The 19,869-nt window shown below is 51.8% G+C and carries 22 protein-coding genes; 20 read left to right on the forward strand and 2 right to left on the reverse strand.

Going from position 1 to position 19,869, the window contains the following annotated elements:
* Position 1: 1 nt before the first annotated feature.
* The 20 genes from H9Q78_RS12970 (at position 2) to H9Q78_RS13065 (ending at position 18,433) form a co-directional block, all read left to right on the forward strand.
* On the forward strand, positions 2-733 hold the full coding sequence (locus H9Q78_RS12970) for a LytR/AlgR family response regulator transcription factor (protein WP_249302238.1): 732 nt from the start codon (positions 2-4) through the stop codon (positions 731-733).
* A gap of 11 nt (positions 734-744) precedes the next feature.
* Positions 745-2,055, forward strand: coding sequence for a sensor histidine kinase (locus tag H9Q78_RS12975; RefSeq protein ID WP_249302240.1), 1,311 nt, complete (start codon positions 745-747; stop codon positions 2,053-2,055).
* Between the two features lie 121 nt (positions 2,056-2,176).
* On the forward strand, positions 2,177-2,422 hold the full coding sequence (locus tag H9Q78_RS12980) for a hypothetical protein (RefSeq protein WP_249302242.1): 246 nt from the start codon (positions 2,177-2,179) through the stop codon (positions 2,420-2,422).
* 12 nt (positions 2,423-2,434) lie between these two features.
* Positions 2,435-2,734 carry an STAS domain-containing protein gene (locus H9Q78_RS12985; RefSeq protein ID WP_249302243.1) on the forward strand — a complete coding sequence of 100 codons (300 nt, stop codon included), beginning with the start codon at positions 2,435-2,437 and terminating at the stop codon, positions 2,732-2,734.
* 45 nt (positions 2,735-2,779) lie between these two features.
* Positions 2,780-4,078 (forward strand): Rossmann-fold NAD(P)-binding domain-containing protein, encoded by a 1,299-nt coding sequence (locus tag H9Q78_RS12990; protein ID WP_249302245.1) that lies wholly within the window; start codon positions 2,780-2,782, stop codon positions 4,076-4,078.
* Between the two features lie 8 nt (positions 4,079-4,086).
* Positions 4,087-5,802, forward strand: a complete 1,716-nt coding sequence (locus tag H9Q78_RS12995) for an ATP-binding protein (protein ID WP_249302247.1) — start codon at positions 4,087-4,089, stop codon at positions 5,800-5,802.
* A 14-nt stretch (positions 5,803-5,816) separates the two neighbouring features.
* Positions 5,817-7,775, forward strand: coding sequence for a PP2C family protein-serine/threonine phosphatase (locus H9Q78_RS13000; protein ID WP_249302248.1), 1,959 nt, complete (start codon positions 5,817-5,819; stop codon positions 7,773-7,775).
* Entirely contained in the window at positions 7,772-8,185 is a 414-nt protein-coding gene (locus tag H9Q78_RS13005; RefSeq protein WP_249302249.1) for an ATP-binding protein, read from the forward strand. Before H9Q78_RS13000 ends, H9Q78_RS13005 begins: the two co-directional genes overlap by 4 nt.
* Positions 8,182-8,958: a 5'-methylthioadenosine/S-adenosylhomocysteine nucleosidase family protein gene (locus H9Q78_RS13010; protein WP_249302251.1), complete on the forward strand. Its 777-nt coding sequence runs from the start codon at positions 8,182-8,184 to the stop codon at positions 8,956-8,958. Before H9Q78_RS13005 ends, H9Q78_RS13010 begins: the two co-directional genes overlap by 4 nt.
* Before the next feature lie 14 nt (positions 8,959-8,972).
* Positions 8,973-9,872: a GGDEF domain-containing protein gene (locus H9Q78_RS13015; protein ID WP_249302252.1), complete on the forward strand. Its 900-nt coding sequence runs from the start codon at positions 8,973-8,975 to the stop codon at positions 9,870-9,872.
* The gene (locus tag H9Q78_RS13020; protein WP_249302254.1) at positions 9,859-10,458 is read left to right on the forward strand and encodes a hypothetical protein; all 600 of its coding nucleotides are present in this window, start codon (positions 9,859-9,861) and stop codon (positions 10,456-10,458) included. Before H9Q78_RS13015 ends, H9Q78_RS13020 begins: the two co-directional genes overlap by 14 nt.
* Positions 10,459-10,471: 13 nt before the next feature.
* Complete coding sequence (locus tag H9Q78_RS13025; protein ID WP_249302255.1) at positions 10,472-12,616, forward strand: NHLP family bacteriocin export ABC transporter peptidase/permease/ATPase subunit; 2,145 nt, start codon at positions 10,472-10,474, stop codon at positions 12,614-12,616.
* A gap of 13 nt (positions 12,617-12,629) precedes the next feature.
* Positions 12,630-14,804 (forward strand): NHLP bacteriocin export ABC transporter permease/ATPase subunit, encoded by a 2,175-nt coding sequence (locus H9Q78_RS13030; protein ID WP_249302258.1) that lies wholly within the window; start codon positions 12,630-12,632, stop codon positions 14,802-14,804.
* A 102-nt stretch (positions 14,805-14,906) separates the two neighbouring features.
* Complete coding sequence (locus H9Q78_RS13035; protein ID WP_249302260.1) at positions 14,907-15,161, forward strand: hypothetical protein; 255 nt, start codon at positions 14,907-14,909, stop codon at positions 15,159-15,161.
* Positions 15,162-15,227: 66 nt separating this feature from the next.
* Positions 15,228-15,467: a hypothetical protein gene (locus H9Q78_RS13040; RefSeq protein WP_249302261.1), complete on the forward strand. Its 240-nt coding sequence runs from the start codon at positions 15,228-15,230 to the stop codon at positions 15,465-15,467.
* A gap of 75 nt (positions 15,468-15,542) precedes the next feature.
* The gene (locus H9Q78_RS13045; protein WP_147597294.1) at positions 15,543-15,737 is read left to right on the forward strand and encodes a hypothetical protein; all 195 of its coding nucleotides are present in this window, start codon (positions 15,543-15,545) and stop codon (positions 15,735-15,737) included.
* A 57-nt stretch (positions 15,738-15,794) separates the two neighbouring features.
* Positions 15,795-16,337 (forward strand): RNA polymerase sigma factor, encoded by a 543-nt coding sequence (locus H9Q78_RS13050; RefSeq protein ID WP_249302263.1) that lies wholly within the window; start codon positions 15,795-15,797, stop codon positions 16,335-16,337.
* Between the two features lie 31 nt (positions 16,338-16,368).
* Positions 16,369-16,569 (forward strand): hypothetical protein, encoded by a 201-nt coding sequence (locus tag H9Q78_RS13055; RefSeq protein WP_249302265.1) that lies wholly within the window; start codon positions 16,369-16,371, stop codon positions 16,567-16,569.
* Between the two features lie 199 nt (positions 16,570-16,768).
* Positions 16,769-17,248 (forward strand): flavodoxin, encoded by a 480-nt coding sequence (locus H9Q78_RS13060; RefSeq protein WP_249302267.1) that lies wholly within the window; start codon positions 16,769-16,771, stop codon positions 17,246-17,248.
* Positions 17,249-17,305: 57 nt separating this feature from the next.
* A complete protein-coding gene (locus tag H9Q78_RS13065; RefSeq protein ID WP_249302269.1) occupies positions 17,306-18,433 on the forward strand; it encodes an aldo/keto reductase in 1,128 nt (375 codons plus the stop codon).
* 84 nt (positions 18,434-18,517) lie between these two features.
* Here the strand turns inward: H9Q78_RS13065 and H9Q78_RS13070 are convergent, their stop codons facing one another.
* Positions 18,518-18,973, reverse strand: coding sequence for a GNAT family N-acetyltransferase (locus H9Q78_RS13070; RefSeq protein ID WP_249302271.1), 456 nt, complete (start codon positions 18,971-18,973; stop codon positions 18,518-18,520).
* Positions 18,974-18,978: 5 nt separating this feature from the next.
* Positions 18,979-19,857 carry an MBL fold metallo-hydrolase gene (locus H9Q78_RS13075; protein ID WP_249302273.1) on the reverse strand — a complete coding sequence of 293 codons (879 nt, stop codon included), beginning with the start codon at positions 19,855-19,857 and terminating at the stop codon, positions 18,979-18,981.
* Positions 19,858-19,869 lie beyond the last annotated feature (12 nt).

Consider the following 19,869-nt stretch of genomic DNA (forward strand, 5'->3'; position numbering starts at 1 on the left):
GATGCTTTATATAGCGGTATGCGATGATATCGAAGAGGAACGTTCGGCGCTCCGCTGTTTTCTGAACTCCTATTTCGTTCAGAATCCGTATCCCTATACCATAACCGAATATGCGACAGGGGAATCTCTTTGCGATGATATTTCGGAAGGCTCCCGGTTCGATCTTATTTTCCTGGATATTTTCATGTCCGGTATGTCCGGAATTGAGACCGCCAGGCAGCTGCGAGAATATGACCGGCAGGCGGCGGTTATTTTTTTGACGACTACCCCCGATTTTGCCCTGGAGAGCTATGATGTACGCGCTTATGGATATTTGGTGAAGCCTCTGAAAGCGCAAAAGGCGGAGTGGCTGCTGGACTGCTATTTGCGGGAAGAATATGGCGGAAGGCAAAAGACCCTGATGGTGCGGGAGGGAAGCCGCGGAGTCCGTATTCCATACCGGGAGATTGAATATATTGAGAGCAATCGGAATCTGCTGCTGGTACACCTTGAAAACGAGGAAGTGCACCGGGTCTACGCCAAGCTGGACGATGTGGAGCAGGAATTGGCCAGCCATGGTTTTCTGCGTTGCCACCAGAGCTTTCTCATCAATATGGAGCGGGTGCAAGCGGCTCTTGACGATTTTGTCATGGAGTCCGGAACACGTGTGCCAATCCGGCAGCGGGGCGCTAAAGCAATTCGGGATAATTACTTTGAGTACATTTTGTCTCAGGCGGAACGGACACGGATTTAGGAGGGACTCAGATGTCTGACGGTCTTGGAGCCGCCGTCGCAGGCGGCGGAGTGCTCTGTTTTTTCATTGGTATGACGCATACCTTTTACCATTCCAGACGAAAGAACCTCCAAACGATTCTTTGCTGGGTACTCTGCATTTTATTTGTGTGTCTTTTCAGCAGCTTTTTACATCCCTTCTTTGGCAGCCGTTCGGTGGAAATGGCAGGCCTGTTTCTGATATTTGCTTATCTTTATTTGTTCAATGTGCCAGTCAGACAGCGGCTGTTCACTTTCTTTTTTATAAATACCTTCTTATATGCGGCAGTCCTGATGGCGAAATATACCGCTTTGCTGTTATGTGACGTCTGCCCGGCGCATTTTTCCCGTTTTGGTTTTATGATGTTCTATTTTATCTATACGTTTTTATGTCTCTGGATCTACTGGAAAAAGCTTCGGAAGCCGGTCTTGCGGTGGCTTCTTCAATTTGGGCGCCATTCCCGGGGCGCTGCAGTGTTTGCGGGATCCGGATATTTTTTGATGCTGCTTTTGTTTGATGTCTGGGGGAATCAGGGAGGAGCAGAGCCTGTAGAATATCTGAATGTCGTCTTGTTCCTGATCCTTCTGGCATCCGGATATTCCTTGGCCTTTTTCCATATGGCGGCCGCCGGAGAGGCGGATGAGGCAAAACGACGGGCCGAAAGGACAGCAGAAGAACTGAGAAAATCGGAGCAGTATTATAAAACGCTGACGCTACACCAGCAGAAGATCCGCCGGATGCAGCATGATATGCGCCATCATTTCCGGGTACTTGAATCATGCCTGCGAAGCGGCCAGCTTCAGTATATGCAGAGCTATCTGGACGGTCTGCTGGAAAATATTTCGGAGCATTCAGGCCAGGCGCTCTGTGCCAATTATACTGCCGGGATTCTGCTGGGGTATTACGCGGAGCGGGCAGAGGCGGAGGGGATTCGGTTCCGGTGCGATGCACAGATTCCGACGGAGATCTCCGTGCATGACAGTCATCTCAGCGTAGTACTGGGCAATGCGCTGCAAAACGCGCTGGAGGCCTGTCAGCGCCTTTCAGATAAAGAAGAACGGTTTATCGAACTTTTGGCGAGGGTGAGGGGCGGCTTTTTGATCCTGGAAGTAAAAAACAGCTTTGACGGCATGGTCATTTATGATTCTGAAGGCAAGATAAAAAGCGGAAAACTGGAGGATGATCATGGACTGGGCCTGGAAAGTGTCGCAGATATCGCGGGGCAGTATCATGGCTACTATTTCGCCGGACCGGAAGGGAAGATCTTTGTGCTGCGCGTCGTGCTGGGGCTGACAACAGAATGAAAACGGGTATGCCGTCAATTGTCCTCTTCAGGATGCCGTTTCTCCCAGGCGGGAATTCTTCTGCCCTGTTTGTGATAAAGTGAAATTACACAGGACGAAAGGCCAAGGTGGAGGAACCGTTATGAAAGACAGGCAGATGAGAACGATTATAGGCGTCACGGATGACGGATATCCGATCGTTACGGAAGACTACTGCTGTAAACACTGGACCCGCGCTAAAGACGCGGGCGGTATCAAGGAATGCTGGTACTGCAGATACGCAGACTTTCGTAAAAGCACGGAGCTGCATATCCATACCAGTATTTGCCGGTGCCCGGAAAACCGGGTGGACACAAAGCTGGACTTTCATAAAAATGAAGAAGGATAGGAGAAGTTTATTATGACTATTTCAAAAATTCAAATCGAATCCGAATTGACCGTCATTCTTGAAGGGCGCCTGGATACGACTACGGCGCCGGAGCTGGAGGCGGAATTGAAACAGAGTATGGACGGAGTTGATTGCCTGATTCTGGATATGGAGAAACTGGTGTATCTTTCTTCCGCGGGACTCAGAGTGATCCTGGGCGCGCAGAAGCAGATGAACAAGCAGGGGAAGCTCCTGGTACGCCATGTAAATGACACCATCATGGAAGTCTTTGAGGTCACTGGATTCACGGATATCCTGACGATTGAAAACTGATTGCCGGCCGGAGTGGCCATTGGAGCCGGTATGGAGGAAAATTCGATGAACGATGCGGTCATGCCCCTGCTGGAATCCCTGCTTTCAGAGCGAGAGAGAGCGGAAGATACGGTGGTATTGCATATCAACCACTGCATGGAAAATTCCTTTTATTTCACCGAACAGTTAAAAAAGGAATTCGGGCAGGTGGTGTTTGTGGCTGTCCCCTATAATGACAGAGGTGTGCCTGAAGGACTCACTTACGGCGCGTATCATGGCATACAGACAGATACCGGTTATATACTGCTTCGGAATAACCGGAAGGCAGAAGAACAGCCTCCGGGATTCCTCCGCGCGGTCCGGCGGATGATTGCCCTCGCCCTGGAGCATGAAGTGCGGGAGCAGCTGGAGCAGGGAAGGCGGCTTCTGGTCGTGGAAGACGGCGGATACCACTATCCGGTGCTGAGCCAGTGGCTTTCCGCGCATCCCCGCTTTGTGGATTCCGTCCTGGGGAGTGTGGAGCAGACTACCGCGGGGACCCGCGCCAGTAAAGAGGGGAAGCTTTTATACCCGGCTGTCAGCGTGGCCCGCTCGGCGTACAAGGTCCGTGTGGAGTCCTATTTTGTTGCCGACCGGGTGGTGGGAGAGCTGAAGCGGATGCTCCGGCGGCAAGGAAGTTTCATAGACTTTCGCGATGTCCTTCTGATAGGATACGGGATCATCGGACGGAGTGTGGCATGCTGTCTTTCACTGAATCATGTCCATATGCAGGTGTATGACACGGACGCGGAGATCCGGAAGACAGCGAAAGAAGATGGCCTCACCCTTTGGGACGGAGAGTTCCGCGACGATATGCTTGTGATGGGGAATGTGGGTAAACCTTCCTTTACAAAAGAAATGCTGGAATACTTCCTGAGAGGTACGTCGGGGCGGATTTTTCTGGCAAGCTCCTCTTCCAAGCAGGTGGAGTTTGAAGAGGTGTTTGATTTATTAGCCGGCGCACAGAGGACGCGGCTGTACCAGGCGGATGCTTACCGCTTTCCCGGTGGAAAAGAGCTGATTCTCCTGGCTCAGGGATTTCCCCTCAACTTCTATGACAAAAGCTCCGACAGCCTGACCTACGGCATGATCGATCCGGTGTTCTCGGAGATGCTTCTTTCTGCCAGAACGCTGTGGGAGCAGAGGGGACGGCTTCAGAACAGGACATATCTTTTCGGTGTGGATGAAGAACTGGGCGGAACGGAGAGGGAAACGGGTCTTTTAAACCGCTGGATGGAAATGAATCATCTGTATTTTGACAGCGCTACGTTTAATCGGCATCCGAATGAAGAGCGGCTGAGGGAAAAAGCATTGGGAAGGAAATAAATAAAGGAATGGAATATCAGGAAATCATCCGAAAAACATATCGAACTTTTTTTATCCCCACGGCAATCTCCACGATGGGGACGGCAGTCATGAGCCTGCTGAATATTCTGTTTGCCGGCCTGTTTTTCGGCGGGAAAGGAAGCTATGTGGTGGGGCTGGCCCTGCCTGTGATGATCTTCACCAATATCATCACTTATTTCTTCGGAGTGGGCGGCGGAATCGCTGTCTCCATCCGGCAGGGACAGGGAGATAAAAAGGAAGCCTCACGGATATTCACGGCCGCGGTTTTTGGCACAGCGGTCCTCGGCATTCTGGCTCTGATTTTTGGAGTCTTAATGAGCGGTTCTCTGCTTCCGCTTCTGGGCGCTCGGACATTCTCCGAGCAGGACGCGGCGGGAGAATACGTCCGGATCCTGTTCATGGGTATGCCGTTCCTTCTGCTCTGCGGCGTGCTGAACGCCTTTATCCGAAATGACAGCCATCCCGGAGTCGCAATGGCGGGCACCCTGATCTCCATTTTCTCAAATTTAATCCTGCTGTGGCTGTTCATCGGCGGGATGAAACTTCCGGTCTCCTGTATCGCGGCGGCGTCTGTGATTTCCAATGGGCTTTGTGTCCTGTTCTATCTGGGATATTTTTTGAGCGGAAGATCTGTCCTGAGGTTCCGGATAGGCTTCCGGGCGGGCAATCTGAAAGAAATCGCACAGCCGGGTTTTGCGGGAAGCATGATTTTTCTGGCTCAGACGATTCTGACGGTCATCATCAACAACGTCCTGCTGGACGTGTCGGGGACATCGGGGATTGCGGCATACGGCGTGGTGAAATATGCGGTCACATTCATCTATGCGGTTTATGACAGCGTGAATCATGCGGCTCAGCCCATGTTCAGTGTCTACTATGGAGAACAGGACGTAAAAAGCATACGCCTGACGGCTAAAACCGCCGGCCGCGTCCTGGCCTGCGGAGCCGTGCTCCTCTGTCTTTTATTGTGTGCGGGGGCCCCGTATCTGTCCCTTCTGTTTTCCCTGAACGTTACGGCGGCAGTTCGGATGATCGGCCTGTCCTGTCTGTTTTCTTCAGCGGCGGCGTTCTTAAACAGCCTTTACCGGTCCACGGGGAAACCGGGTCTGTCCTTGATATTCACGGTGCTTGATAACCTTTTATTTCCGGCTCTGTTCATCTGGGTGCTGGTATATGGGGCCGGGCTTTCAGAAAATGGGGTCTGGGCCTCTCTTCTCCTATCGGAGGTGCTGACACTTCTGACGGCTGTCCTGGTGACGAAAGGCAGTCTGCTTCAGATACGGGCATCGGAAATCCCGGAGGATCGGATTTATCAGACACTGATCTTGAACGAAGAGGCCAATATCGTTGCACTCAATGAAGAAATTGAAGCGTTCTGCAATAAAAACGGGATAGACGGAAAAAAACAGTATTATATCCTGCTTTGCATCGAGGAAATTGCGGTCAATATCATCAAATATGGGTTCAAGGACGGCAAAAAACATTACATCGATATCCGGATCGCAGTTGGAGAGCAGGTGCTCTTAAATATCCGTGATGACGCCGTTCAGTTCGATCCGACGGCAAAAAAGGACGCGGATATCACGGCCGGCGCGGAATCAAGAGATATCGGAGGGCTGGGGATTTATCTGGTAAAGAAAGTGGCGAAGGAATTCAGCTATAAACGAGTCATCGGCTTTAATAATCTCCACATCGTACTGTAAAGGAGGGAACGAGGTTGAATGTTATTTTGGATTCACTCCGGGACAAAAAGAACTGGCTCCGGCTGGTCCTTTCCGCCGTGCTGTTTTTTGCGGTGGCCCTTCCCTTCCGGCAGCTGCTCTCTCTGATGCCCGGAATCACGGAAATACGGCCGGCAAATGTGATACCTCCGGTGCTGGGACTCATGTGGGGCCCTGCCGCGGCGTTCGGTACGGCGATCGGGAATCTGATCTCTGATATGATTTCCGGAAGCAATGCTTTTGTGTGTATTATGGGATTCCTGGCTAATTTTTTTTATGCTTATCTGCCTTATAAGCTGTGGTATTCTTTTCGGGTCGATGAAAAAGACCTCTACCCGACACTTGGCAGTGTGCGGAAGATACTCAAGTACATTTATGTGATCCTTCTGGATTCCCTGGTGGTGACCGGGATGCTGTCCCTGATTTTTGAAACGGCAGGATTTTCCGGAAGCGGAAGCTCTTATGCGCTGCTGTTTTTCAATAATTTTGACTTTGCGGTTCTGTTGGGAGTCCCCATCCTGATATTTTTGGAACGTTTTCATCCCGACTACTATGTGCCTGGCGCAAAGCGCAGGAAAAAGGGGAGCTATCTTCGTTTTGACTGTATGCTCTTTGCAGCGGCGGCCCTGGGCCTGGGATGGTTCTGGATATCATTTTTGAGAGGAGCGCCGGTGGAAAGTATAAAAGCGCCGGCACTGCTTGCAGTTTCCATGGTCCTGGTGTTTCCATCAGTGGGAAAACCCTTTAATTTTGATAAAAAAGAGCAGCTCAGAAATATCCGGGAAGTAAAGACTACAATCAAGACAAAGGTGGTCATCGGGTTTTTGATGCTCGCCGTCATTTTTATCGCCTTTGTGGGCCTCACGGCTTATCATTCCCAGACAGGAGATGATACGCTGACCCATTGGCGCTATGTCTATCAGATAGTAGGCCTTGCGATCAATATTATTTTTGCCGTGGCGATCGTGTTCCTGTGGTATGTGGAGCGGAATATCGTCGACCCTCTGGAGAGATTGGCAGAAAACGTCAGGGAGTTCGCGGCCCAGCCCGCGGATTCGGGAGAGATACCAGAGCCAAAGATCACGGACATTGATACGGGGGATGAGATAACCCTTCTGGCAGATTCCTGCAATACCATGATGCGCGATATCACTGCCTATATGCACGACTTAAGGGCCGTCACTGCAGAAAAGGAGCGCATCGGGGCAGAGCTCTCCGTGGCGACTGAAATCCAGGCCTCGATGCTGCCCTGCATCTTTCCGGCGTTTCCGGAACGGCCGGAATTCGATATCTATGCTACCATGACCCCAGCGAAGGAAGTAGGAGGAGATTTCTATGATTTTTTCCTGGTGGATGATGATCATTTGGCGATAGTGATCGCCGACGTATCCGGAAAAGGAGTGCCGGCCGCCCTTTTTATGGTCATTGCCAAAACGCTTCTTAAAAACTGCGCTCAGACCGGCCTCTCTCCCAAGGCAGTATTGGAGAAGGTTAATAACCAGCTCTGTGAGAATAACGAAGCGCAGATGTTTGTGACCGTCTGGCTGGGAATCCTGGAAATCTCTGCCGGCCGCCTCACCTGTGCCAACGCGGGGCATGAGTATCCGGCTCTGAGAAAGGATGGCGGGGACTATGAACTCGTGAAGGATAAGCACGGATTTGTGCTGGCGGGCATGGAGGATGCCCGCTACCGGGAGTATGAGTTGGAACTCGGCCCCGGCGACAGCCTGTATGTCTATACGGACGGGGTGGCTGAGGCGACGGACGGGGACAATACGCTTTTTGGGACAGAGCGGATGCTGGAGTCTTTGAACCGCCACAAAGAAGCAGCGCCGGGAGAATTTCTTTCCCTTATCAAAGAAGATATCGACGCCTTTGTGGGCAGCGCCCCTCAGTTTGACGATATCACCATGGTGAGCCTGCGGCTCAGAGGAGCGAAGGAGAGAGGATCATGAAAGAGTTAACGGTGGCGGCCACTCTGGAGAATCTGAGTGCCGTACAGGACTTTATTGAACGGGAACTGGAACAGAATGACTGTCCCATGAAAGCCATTATGCAGATTTCCATAGCTGTGGAGGAAATCTATGTCAACATTGCTCACTACGCTTATAATCCTTCAGTCGGGAAGGCCACCATCCGATGCGAGGTCGGGGGAGAGCCGGTCCATGTGACTATTCAGTTCATGGACAGCGGAACGCCTTTTGATCCGCTGGCAAAGAAGGATGCCGACACGACCCTTTCCGCGGATGAGAGAGGGATCGGCGGGCTCGGCATACTCATGGTGAAAAAATCCATGGACCAGGTGGACTACGCTTATGAGAGCGGGAAAAACATTCTGACGATACGAAAGGAATTGAATAAATGACGGGCGGCATGGAGCAGTATGGCTGCGCGGTGGCCCTCCAGACGGCAGTGTCCATAGAGACCGCCGGCGTGATGCGGCTGTATGGGGAATGGCGGACTCTTCATTATCCGGGCGACAGCCAGATTTACTATGAGACAGAATTTGAGCGGGACGGAAAACACTTTCGTCTGGTCACGGCTCAGCAGGAGGAAATGGGGATGCCCGCGGCAGTGTCGCTTTCCCATAAGCTGATAGAACGGTTCCGTCCCAGGTACCTGATCATGCCGGGGATAGCCGCCGGGATAGGGGCGGAACAGATCTTCGGCGACGTGATTGCCGCCGACACGGTCTGGAACTATTCCTATGGAAAATTCGTCAGTGCCGATGAAGCGGGCATACAGTTTGGAACCGTGGGCTTTCTGCCGCGTCCCACCAGCCTCTATCTGGATAAGGAGGTAGAGCGTTACGTCCGAAGGGCCGCCAAAGCGCCGGACAATGAGTTCCATGTCCATATCGGCCCCATGGCCTGCGGCACGGCAGTCGTCTCCAACAGCGAGGTGGTGGAGAAACAGGTGAGGGCACAGTTTCCTCTGACGGCAGGACTTGATATGGAGTCCTACGGCGTCTTTTACGCGGCCCGCCACGCGTCGGGCCTTAAGCCGGAGCCGGTCGTAGTAAAAAGCATCTGTGATTTTGCCGACGAAGGAAAGAACCATATCTATCAGAAATTCGCGTCGTTTACCAGTTCGGAATTTGCCAGACTGCTTTATGAAAAGTATCTTCCGCTTGAATAAAGAAAGGTGTTTTTATGGAATTGACACAAGACCTGCTTAATGGACTGCTGGGCTGTGCGGAAGCCCTTTATATCGTGGAGGAAGTCAGCAAGACAGTTGTGTACATAAGCTGTTTTCCCAGTAGGAGCAAGACGGGAGGGCCATTTCTTGGCGAAGTCTGCTATAAGGCTTTTTTGGGGAGGGAGGAACCCTGCCCCTTCTGCCCTTCTCTGTCCGAAAATCAGGACGATGGAGCTCCCCCTTACACCTGGGATTATTTTGAACCGGATTCCGGGCAGTGGCTGAAGATCAAAAACCGCCTGGTCACGTCAAAAGGGATTCAGTACCGTGTTGGGAATATCAATGTCATCAGCGATATGATGGGACTCGGATGTGACGCAGTAAAGGAAGTCGGGATGATGCAGCGGCTCATCCTGGAAAGAGATGAGATGCGCGACCAGCTGTTTTATGAGCTGAGCCACGACCGGCTTACCGGACTTTTAAACAGGAACCAGTATAATCGGGACCTGGAAAGTGTCTACCGGGAACCGAAAGCGTATGGGATCCTGTATTTTGACCTGAATAACCTGAAGGAGGCGAATGACCGGTTTAATCATTCCGAGGGGGACGCCCTGCTCCGCCGACTGGCAGATTCCATTCGTACCGCTTTGTGTGAGGACCGATTCGGTTACCGGTTAGGCGGCGACGAGTTCCTGATCGTTTGGGCCGGATGCTCTAAAGAGGAGCTGAACCGTTGCAGGGATGATATCCTGCGGGAGCTGCGGCAGCGGGATGAAGGGCAGAGACTTGTCTGCAGCGTAGCGGTAGGGGATGCTTGGAACGGCTGTACGAAAGATCTGGAACAGCTGGTGTTGGAAGCAGATAAACGGATGTATGAGGAAAAGAGGAGAATCAAAGGCCATGGAACAGAATGAAGTGTTCAGAAAAACCAATTTGGAACGGATCTCATCGCCGGAGAAATTGAACGATTATATAAAGGTCATCAATCCCAGTGTCGTGATCATGCTGGCAGCATTGGGCCTTCTGCTGGCCGGAGGCCTGATATGGGGATTTTTGGGTAATATCCCTCTGACAGTCAGCGCTTCGGGAGCCTTTTATTCTGCTGAGGGAGACGAAACCTGTGACAGGCTGGCTGTGGTCGTACCTTCAGAAGATGCGGGAAGCCTGCAGACAGGGATGGAGGTTCAGGTTTCACCCAGCACGGCGGGGCGAGATTCCTACGGTTTTATCCGGGGAAAAATAGCGGAGATCGAGACGTATCCGGTGACGGAAGAAGAATTGACGGAGCTCTTGGGCAGCGAAAAGCTGCCGGAACTCATCATGCCGGATACGGCGGGAATTCTTGTGACGGTGGAGCTGGAGACGGATGAAAATACAGCGAGCGGCTTAAAATGGTCGTCCGTCAAAGGCAGAGAAGTGGCCGTCCGGCCCGGTACGACGGCCGCGGCCCTGGTGGTCCTTAAAAATCAGAAGCCGATCGATTTGATCCTGGAAAACTAAGGAGTTGGCAGATATGGTAAAACCGGTGAAAGTACCAGTGATCATACAGATGGAAGCTTTGGAGTGCGGCGCGGCTTCCCTGGCGATGATCATGGCGTATTATGAAAAATGGGTCCCGTTGGAACAGGTCCGTATTGCCTGCGGCGTTTCCAGGGACGGCAGCAGCTTAAAGGGTCTTAAGGCAGCCGCCGCGGAATACGGGTTCCAGGCAAAGGCTTATCGCTATGAGCTGGAGGCTGTGGGGGAAATTCCTGTTCCTGCGGTAATCCATTGGAATTTTAACCATTTTGTAGTGCTCTGCGGATTTACCCGGAAGGGAGCCGTCATCAACGACCCGGCCAGAGGGAGGACCGTCGTTTCCATGAAGGAATTTGACCGGGCCTTTACCGGCGTAGTCCTTTCCCTGGAACCGGGAGAGGACTTTGAAAAAAGCGGCGCGCCAAAGAGTATCTGGGGCTTTGTAAAAAAGCGCCTGGCCGGGACCAAGGCCGCGTTTGCCTTTATCATGGTCACGGCGCTGTTCATCGCGTGCATTGGCATCGTTCAGCCTCTATTCTCCAAAGTGTTCATGGACAGTATCTTAACAAGAGAACATGCGGAATGGCTGTATCCATTCATAGGGCTTTTGACCGCCGTGGTGCTTTTTCAGCTGGTGGTCACGTTTCTTAAAACAGTATACAGCAAGCGGCTGGAAGGGAAATTTGCCATTGTCGCCAATACGGGCTTTATCTGGCATGTGCTGCACCTGCCCATGAACTTTTTCTCACAGCGGAGCGCCGGAGATCTGGCGGGGAGGCAAGGGCTTAATCAGGGCATCACCAATACGCTGATATCGGAGATTGCTCCGACAATCCTGGATTTTATGACGCTTATCCTGTATTTGGTCATTATGATACGCTACAGTTTGATCCTGACCTTGGTAGGTCTTGTGACCGTCGCGGTCAATCTGTTTTCGGCACAGATCGTATCAAAGAAGATCATGAACATAAGCAGGGTTGCCATGCGGGAGCAAGGCAAGGTGCAGAGTGTCACCACCTCCGGCATAGAGATGGTGGAGACCATCAAGGCATCCGGCGCGGAGAACGGTTTTTTCCAGCGCTGGTCCGGGTATGTGGCGAGGGAAGCAGCAGAAAACAACAGGATGCTTTATGTGAACCTGTATATGAATTCCATTCCTCAGTTCCTCACCTCTCTGGCCAATATTTCCGTTCTGCTGATCGGGGCGCTGCTGATATTCGGCGGGAGCTTCACCGTCGGCATGCTGCTGGCTTTTCAGGGCTTCATCGGTCAGTTTATCGCGCCTGCGCTCACCCTGACCGCGGTCAGCTCTACTATACAGCAGATGCGCGCTTCCATGGAGCGCGTGGAGGATGTGATGGAATATCCCGCTGACAGGACAGAAGAGACGTCAGAGGCAGGGAGCCTCAAAGGAGCGCATAAGCTGTCGGGAGATATTGAGCTTGAGCACATCACCTTCGGATATAATACGATGCTCGCCCCTCTTATTGATGATTTCTGCATCCATATAAAGCCTGGCTCCAAGATCGCCTTTGTCGGCGGTTCCGGCTGCGGGAAATCCACCATGACAAAGCTGATCTCCGGACTCTATAAGCCATGGTCCGGCTCCATCCGTTTTGACGGCAGGCCGATGGACGAGATAAACCATATGATCTTCACCAGCTCTTTGGCGGTGATTGACCAGGATATCACACTGTTTCAGGATACCATCAGCAATAATATCAAAATGTGGGACGATTCCATCGAGGATTTTGAGGTCATCATGGCGGCCAAGGACGCCAGCATGCACGAAGAAATCATGCTTCGGGACGGCTACGGCTGTAAGCTGACCGAAGGCGGCAGGAACTTCTCCGGCGGACAGAGGCAGAGGCTGGAGATTGCCCGGGTGCTCGCCCAGGATCCCAGCATCGTCATCCTGGATGAGGCCACCAGCGCGCTGGATGCCAAGACGGAATACGAGGTCATCCATGCCATCAAGGAGCGGGGGATCACCTGCATCATCGTTGCCCACAGGCTGTCCACCATACGCGACTGCGATGAGATCATCGTGATGAATTACGGTGAGGTCGTGGAGCGGGGAACTCATGAGGAACTGATGAGTAACGGCGGGCTGTATACGCAGCTCATCACGACAGAATAAGGAGGAGGACTTCATGGGATGGTTTGAAGACCAGCTGCAGCAGCGGCAGGAAATGGATGACGAACTTTTCGTAAATGCGTTTTATGAGCTTTCCTCGGTAGTGATGCCTTCAGCCGGCGCACATGCCATGGAAGACGACATAGAAGCTTCAGGAAATGCCATTGTAGAGATTCTGCATTATCTGCATGCTCCTTCTGCGGAGATCCCTCCGGAGATCAAAAATCTGAATGACCGGTTGGAATACGCCCTGCGCCCCACCGGCATTATGCGCCGGCGGGTGGAGCTCACGGACACATGGTACCGGGACTCCATCAATCCGCTTCTGGCGGCCAAAAAGGATGGGACAGTCGTGGCGCTTCTTCCCAGCGGCGTCAGAGGATACCGCTATTTCGACCCGAAGAAAAAGCGGAGAGTCCGGGTCACAAAGAGGAATGTGGAAGAATTTGAACGAGATGCTTTCTGTTTTTATCAGGCGTTTCCTCAACGGGAGATGGGAATCCGGGATCTCCTGGTTTTCATCGCCCGCAGCCTGAGCGTGTGGGACTATGCTTATGCGGCGGCGATGACCCTCGTGATATCTCTCATCGGCCTGGTGACGCCCTACGCCACCCAGATTGTCTTTTCCAGCGTCATCCCGGCGGGAATCGCTTATTATCTGTTTCCCATCAGTGTGCTGTTGATCACGGCATTGGTAGCCAGCAATCTGTTCTCCATGTGCAGCAGTGTCCTGGACGCCAGGATTGAGCGGAAATTAAATATCGCGGTGAAAAGCGCCGCGATGGCGAGGCTTCTGTCACTGCAGCCGGGATTTTTTAAGGAATCGTCGGCAGGCGAGACGGCGAAGCGCCTGGAAAGTATAAGCAATCTCGCCAAAACCCTGGAGGATACTGTGATCAATACGGGACTTACGGCGCTCTTTTCCCTGGTCTATGTAGTCCAGATCATAAGCTTTTCAAAACCGCTTGCCATAGCGGGCTGTGCGATCCTCGGCCTGAATCTGCTCTACACAGTATTTGACAGCTACTTTCAGATGTCCTATTCCAGGAAGACGCTGAATGCGGATGCAAAGCTCAACGGTATGGTTTTCTCTATTTTCAATGGAATCCAGAAGATTAAGCTGTCCGGTTCGGAAAAGCGGATGTTCGGCAGATGGGCGAAGGAATATAAGGAATCGGCGAAGCTTTCTTATGATCCGCCGATGGTGGTGAAGCTGGGCCCGGTTGTGAGCGTACTGTTTTCTGCAGGAAGCCTGCTGGTGCTTTACACAGTGGCGGCGGTCTCCGGTGTGAGTCCAGCGACCTATATGGCGTTTACCGCTGCCTACGCTTCTGTCAGCACCGCGATCATGGGGCTGGCGCAGATTACGGGCGTTATAGCGAAAATAAAGCCCATGATGGAAATGGCTGAGCCGATCATGAAGGCAAGGCCGGATGTATCGGGGCATAAAAAGAGCGTCACAAAGCTGGGCGGAGGAATCGAACTCAGCAATATCACATTTCAGTATAAACAGGATGGACCGAAGATTCTTGACAATCTGTCCCTTAAGATCCGTCCGAACCAGTATGTAGCGGTAGTTGGCAAAACAGGATGCGGAAAATCTACGCTGATGCGTATTCTGCTGGGCTTCGAAAAGCCGCAGTCGGGGGCGGTCTATTACGATGGGAAGGACCTCGAGACGCTGGACGTGCGTTCTGTGCGGCGGAATATCGGGGTGGTAATGCAGAATGGAGCGCTTTTCGCAGGAGATATTTATTCCAATATTGTCGTTTCCGCGCCGTGGCTGACTCTGGAGGATGCCTGGGAAGCGGCGAGGATGGCCGGCATCGACGAGGACATCCGCAGGATGCCGATGAACATGCACACAGTTCTTTCCGAGGGAAGCGGCGGAATATCCGGAGGGCAGAAGCAGCGGCTGATGATCGCCCGCGCCATCGCTCCGGGGCCTAAGATCGTCATGTTCGACGAAGCGACTTCGGCGCTTGACAATATCACCCAGAAGCAGGTCTCCCAATCCCTGGACGGTCTGCACAGCACCAGGATCATCATAGCGCACCGGCTGTCCACCATCAAACAGTGTGACCGCATCATCCTGTTAGACCAGGGAAAGATCGCGGAGGACGGTACCTTTGACGAGCTGGTTGCCCAAAACGGGCAGTTTGCGGAGCTGGTGCGGCGGCAGATGGTATAGAAATAAAAATAGAAAGAAAGTGAGACACTCCGTTCTTCTGACCGTATATATAAGCAGAAGGCAGAGAAACAAAAGTCCAGAAAAAGAAAAGGAGATATTCAGATGAGTGAAGAGAAGAAATTTACGGAATTAAGTGAAGAAGCGACGGAGTCCGTGGATGGCGGTACGGCAGGCGTTTACTGCGGCAAGCGGATCATCACGGCTTTCGGAAAGGCATGCGGTGACTATTCGCCGGGCAGAAACTTTTTCAACCAAAGGGTCATTGCCATCAGCGGTACCTGCGGAGCGTGCAGACATATGGTCAGGTGCGACGGCTGGCATGTGTGCGACGCCAGGATCATTTCCGGCGGCGAGTAAAGCCGGAGTATTAGCCTGTATGTAAAATAATTTACATAAATAACCAATCTTAAGGAGGAAATGAACATGAGTGAAGAAAAGAAAGCAATGGAACTGACGGATGAGGAATTACAGTCTGTAGACGGCGGCAGAGCGGCATACGGCGGCCACAGGATCGTGACCGGAATAACGAAGGCCTGCGGAGATTACGCTCCCGGCTCGAACTTCTACAACAGGAAGATCCTGGCTGTCAGCGGTACATGCGGCGCATGTTCTCATTTGATGAAAGAAGACGGCTGGCATCTTTGCGGTTTTCACAAGGACTGATCTTAAAGGAAGTCAGACGAATTGTGCGGGCGTTTCGGTGAAACGCCCGCGTATTCGCGTATAAAGGAGACAGGAATGAAACGAAGCTGGGTGCGAAGAGATTTTTCGGCTGACAGCCCGATCCGGGAGACACTTCTTTTAAAACTGCTTAAACAGTCTTCTGCGGTCAGGGAGATCCCGGACCAGTATGACGAATGGATCGCCGCAGCCGGAATCCCGGAGGAAGAGCGGTCTGCCATGGACAAGGGCCTTTTCAGAAAAAAGGAATGACGGTAATGGAACGAGGAAAGGGTACTTTATGAAGAAGCGGTCCGGGAGGAAGAGAGAATGTCAGTCGATCTGGAGTCAAAGGACGGGATAAGCTGTATGTACGAACAGTATTTTCCCAAAATCTACAATTATGTGTATTACCGGGTTTATGACCATGAGATTTGCGGAGACATCGTCAGCGGTATTTTTCTGAAGGTATTGGAGCATGCACGGGACTACGACCCGCAGAAAGCCGGATTTTCCACATGGATTTATGCCATAGCGCGCCATGCGGTCGTCGATTATTACCGCAGGGCAAGGCAGCCTGCGGATAATTTGGACGATTTTATGGATACGCTCGCCTGTTCTCTGGATTTTGAAGAGGCATACCGTATATATTCTGAGGAAATGCACGGAGAGATCATGAGCCTGCTCGGAGTGCTGAGCGAAACAGAACAGAATGTCATATATATGCGCTATTTTGAAGGGCGGAGCGGCAGGGAGACAGCCTTTTCACTGGGATTAAACCCCAGTACGGAACGGACTCTCCATGGCCGCGCCCTCAAAAAAATGCTCCGATTTTTCAGAGAGCAGGGCATATCCCTGGAGGATATGGTCTGAGAGACAGGATAAAGATAAGGAGGAATCGAGAATGAAAGAAGAAAAGATGACAAATAGGAACGGCTTTTCCGCTTTGTCCGACGAGGCTCTGGACGGCGTAACAGGCGGTCTGAGGAGCATGGACTGGCGCACCTGCAAAACCTGCGGCTATTTGGGCGGGGGATGGCTGTTTACCGATGGAAACCGAAACGTCAGATGCCCCGAGTGCGGGGCAAAGCAGTCAGCCTGGTAGAAGGCGGCAGAAAAAGATACGCAGAAATACCTCGTGGGAATGGCAGAGGATTTTATATAAGCATTGGACATTGTGGCAAATAAGAAGTAAAATACAGATGTAGCCAGATATGGAATCATTTCTCTGGCGCATCTGTTTTTTGATGTGGGGAAGCAGCTTAAAACAATCTTGAACATGAAAAGAAAGTGAGGAAAGGAATATGAGTAAAATATTGGTGGCATATTTTTCGGCAAGTGGAGTCACTGCCAAATTGGCAAAGAAACTGGCTTCGGCGATAGACGGGGACCTGCACGAGATCGTACCGGAACAACCGTATACGGCGGCCGACCTGGACTGGATGAACAAAAAAAGCCGCAGCAGTATTGAAATGAATGATAAGTCTTTCCGCCCTGCCGTTGCGAATAAGGTTCCCAATATGGGGAAATATGATGTCCTCTATATTGGATTTCCCATATGGTGGTACGTTGCGCCTTCGATCATCAATACATTTTTGGAGTCCTATGATCTGGAAGGAAAGACTGTCATCCCCTTTGCGACCTCGGGGAGCAGCGGAATGGGTCAGACCAACGAAGAATTGAAGGTATCCTGTCCAGGCGCGCTTCTCAAAGAAGGGAAACGCTTTAATGCGGATGCGGAAACGGCAGAACTTAAGAAATGGGCGGACAGCTTCGGGCTGTAAAGAAGCGGAGAGCCTGTTGGCAGATAAATAAAAGAAAGAAGAGTGAGGACAGTGCGAATGGATCATTTAGGAAAAGAAATCAGAAAACTGGGTTTTGGCATGATGCGGCTGCCGCAGAAGGACGGCAGGATTGATATCGAACAGACCAAACAGATGGTGGATATGTTTTTAGAAGCCGGTTTTACATATTTTGACACTGCGTGGGCATATGCCGGCAGCGAGGACGCGGTCCGTCAGGCGCTGGTGGAGCGCTATCCCCGTGACAGATTTCAGTTGGCGACTAAAAACGCGGCGTGGATCGACTGTAAAAGCAGAGAGGATGCGGCCAGGCAGTTTGACGTTTCTTTGGAGCAGACAGGGGCGGGCTATTTTGATTTTTACCTGCTGCATAATTTGGGAGAGGGCCGCACCCATTTCTTCAATGACTTCGATATGTGGAGCTTTGTGCGGGAGAAAAAAGAGCAGGGGCTGATCAAACACATCGGATTTTCATTCCATTCCACGCCGGAGGAGCTGGATGAGCTTCTGACCAGGCATCCGGAAATGGAGTTTGTACAGCTCCAGATCAATTATGCCGACTGGGATTATCCGGCGGTGCAGTCCCGCCGCTGCTATGAGGTGGCGAGGAAACACGGAAAGCCGGTGGTGATCATGGAGCCGGTGAAGGGCGGCATGCTGGCCAATCCTCCGGAATCGGTCCAAAAGATTTTTAAAGCCGCTGAGCCGGACAGATCCATCGCATCCTGGGCCATCCGTTTTGCCGCTGATCTGGAAGGCGTGATCACGGTGCTGTCCGGTATGAGCGATCTGGAGCAGATGCAGGATAATCTTTCTTACATGAAGGAGTTTACCGGTCTTTCGGCGGAAGAGAGGGAAACCCTTAAAACCGCGCAGAAAGAGATCGCCCGGATTCCGTTGATTCCTTGTACAACCTGCAATTACTGTGCGAAGGTTTGTCCCGGCAACATCGGCATTTCCGGCTCCTTTACCGCACTAAATTATCTGACTCTGTATCAGGATATGCCGTCGGCGGCCCATCAGGAGGACTGGCTGGTGAGCGGGCATGGAAAGAAGAGGGCCGCTGAATGTATCAAATGCGGAAAATGCGAGGAGGTATGTCCTCAGCATATATCCATCCGAAAAGAGCTCGAAAGAGCTGCGGAGACCTTTGGGAATAAGGAATAAAGAGAGCGGACTAATGTTGTTCGCTTCAAGAGGACAGATGGGATTCTGTCCTCTTTTTTGCTTGCTCACTTTGACCTTCTACGGTTAAGCTCTATAATATTCCATGACGTAATTGGTCAGCAGGATACCCTGCCTCTCAATCTGCTGTTCCTTCACAACCTGATATCCCCTTTTTTCAAAAAATGGCTTCGCTGTGACAGAGGCCTCTGTGGTGATCCTGGCGTTACCGGCCGCGTGCTCCAATGCGTCGCAGAGTGCGGAAGCAATTCCTTTCCTTTGGTAATCCTTGTGGACGAACAGCCGGTCCAGATATCCGGTTTTGTCTATATCTCCAAAACCAACGATCATTTCATGTTCAACGGCTACGAAGGTATGATGATCAGAAAAGGACTGATTCCATTTTTCCAGATCTACATTTCCTGTTGCCCAGACATTCAGTTGTTCTTCTGTATAGTCTTCAGCGTTGACGGTATGGACAGTATCATAAAAGAGCTTTGCCAGCCATCTGCAGTCGGACGGCAAATAGGTGCGGATTTTCATAGGGTTTACGCCTTCCTCCAAAGCAGCATATTTCGTTCAAAGAAGGCGTCGGCTCTGCCGGTATCCTTTAGCCACGCAAGGTAAGAGCGGACGGTACTGCCCACCAGGACATACTGCTCAAAGTTCATAGTGAGGTCATATGCCGTAAAGATTTTTTGCAGCAGCAGTTCAAAGCAGATCGGTTCCTCACAGAAAGAGAGGATTTTTTCCGCGGTCTCCAATACCTTGCTGATATTATACTCTGCCAACGGGGCAATCGTTTCCGCAGCGTCCGCATGGGCCGGAACAAACATTTTTGCAGTCAGAGAACAGACCATTTCAAGTGTATTCAGATAAGCGGCGACATCATAGATGAAAGTTATCTGGTACTTGTCCAGGGTCTGCCTGCTGGACAGGCAGTCGGCCAGAAAGACAACATCATCCGGCGTCCTGAAGCCCACCATATCGAAAAAATGTCCGGGGAGCGGAAGGACCGTGAAGCCCTCCGGCAGGACGTCTTTCGATAGATACAAAGCGTCGCTTTCCTGTGCCATGAGAAATTTATGCCGCAGGTCCCGGGGCGGGAATGCTCCATAGAGAAAGGACGGCTCCAGGACCGGGTGCCTTGTAAATTCACAGTCGATGCCCGGCGCATAGATCCTGCATCCCGTCTGTCCCTGCAGATAGCGGTTTCCGCCGATATGGTCGGCGTTGGAATGAGTATTGTATATGGCGGTCAGGCGCCAGCCATGGGCATCCAGAATCTGGCGCACTTTACGCCCCGCGTCCTTGTCGCTGCCGCTGTCGATCAGGCAGACGTCGGTATCCTTTAGTCTGACAAGCCCGATCTTTGAGGGATTTTGGATATAATAGCTTTGCTCCGTCAGCTGTATCAATTCATACATTTTCGTCTCCTT

This window comes from Qiania dongpingensis, assembly GCF_014337195.1.
In the GTDB taxonomy this organism is placed as follows: domain Bacteria; phylum Bacillota; class Clostridia; order Lachnospirales; family Lachnospiraceae; genus Lientehia; species Lientehia dongpingensis.

Coding starts and splice junctions, on each gene's coding strand:
- H9Q78_RS12970 (WP_249302238.1), top strand. CDS start 2: ATGCTTTATATAGCGGTATGCGATGATATCGAAGAGGAACGTTCGGCG.
- H9Q78_RS12975 (WP_249302240.1), top strand. CDS start 745: ATGTCTGACGGTCTTGGAGCCGCCGTCGCAGGCGGCGGAGTGCTCTGT.
- H9Q78_RS12980 (WP_249302242.1), top strand. CDS start 2,177: ATGAAAGACAGGCAGATGAGAACGATTATAGGCGTCACGGATGACGGA.
- H9Q78_RS12985 (WP_249302243.1), top strand. CDS start 2,435: ATGACTATTTCAAAAATTCAAATCGAATCCGAATTGACCGTCATTCTT.
- H9Q78_RS12990 (WP_249302245.1), top strand. CDS start 2,780: ATGAACGATGCGGTCATGCCCCTGCTGGAATCCCTGCTTTCAGAGCGA.
- H9Q78_RS12995 (WP_249302247.1), top strand. CDS start 4,087: ATGGAATATCAGGAAATCATCCGAAAAACATATCGAACTTTTTTTATC.
- H9Q78_RS13005 (WP_249302249.1), top strand. CDS start 7,772: ATGAAAGAGTTAACGGTGGCGGCCACTCTGGAGAATCTGAGTGCCGTA.
- H9Q78_RS13010 (WP_249302251.1), top strand. CDS start 8,182: ATGACGGGCGGCATGGAGCAGTATGGCTGCGCGGTGGCCCTCCAGACG.
- H9Q78_RS13015 (WP_249302252.1), top strand. CDS start 8,973: ATGGAATTGACACAAGACCTGCTTAATGGACTGCTGGGCTGTGCGGAA.
- H9Q78_RS13020 (WP_249302254.1), top strand. CDS start 9,859: ATGGAACAGAATGAAGTGTTCAGAAAAACCAATTTGGAACGGATCTCA.
- H9Q78_RS13025 (WP_249302255.1), top strand. CDS start 10,472: ATGGTAAAACCGGTGAAAGTACCAGTGATCATACAGATGGAAGCTTTG.
- H9Q78_RS13030 (WP_249302258.1), top strand. CDS start 12,630: ATGGGATGGTTTGAAGACCAGCTGCAGCAGCGGCAGGAAATGGATGAC.
- H9Q78_RS13035 (WP_249302260.1), top strand. CDS start 14,907: ATGAGTGAAGAGAAGAAATTTACGGAATTAAGTGAAGAAGCGACGGAG.
- H9Q78_RS13040 (WP_249302261.1), top strand. CDS start 15,228: ATGAGTGAAGAAAAGAAAGCAATGGAACTGACGGATGAGGAATTACAG.
- H9Q78_RS13045 (WP_147597294.1), top strand. CDS start 15,543: ATGAAACGAAGCTGGGTGCGAAGAGATTTTTCGGCTGACAGCCCGATC.
- H9Q78_RS13050 (WP_249302263.1), top strand. CDS start 15,795: ATGTCAGTCGATCTGGAGTCAAAGGACGGGATAAGCTGTATGTACGAA.
- H9Q78_RS13055 (WP_249302265.1), top strand. CDS start 16,369: ATGAAAGAAGAAAAGATGACAAATAGGAACGGCTTTTCCGCTTTGTCC.
- H9Q78_RS13060 (WP_249302267.1), top strand. CDS start 16,769: ATGAGTAAAATATTGGTGGCATATTTTTCGGCAAGTGGAGTCACTGCC.
- H9Q78_RS13065 (WP_249302269.1), top strand. CDS start 17,306: ATGGATCATTTAGGAAAAGAAATCAGAAAACTGGGTTTTGGCATGATG.
- H9Q78_RS13070 (WP_249302271.1), bottom strand. CDS start 18,973: ATGAAAATCCGCACCTATTTGCCGTCCGACTGCAGATGGCTGGCAAAG.
- H9Q78_RS13075 (WP_249302273.1), bottom strand. CDS start 19,857: ATGTATGAATTGATACAGCTGACGGAGCAAAGCTATTATATCCAAAAT.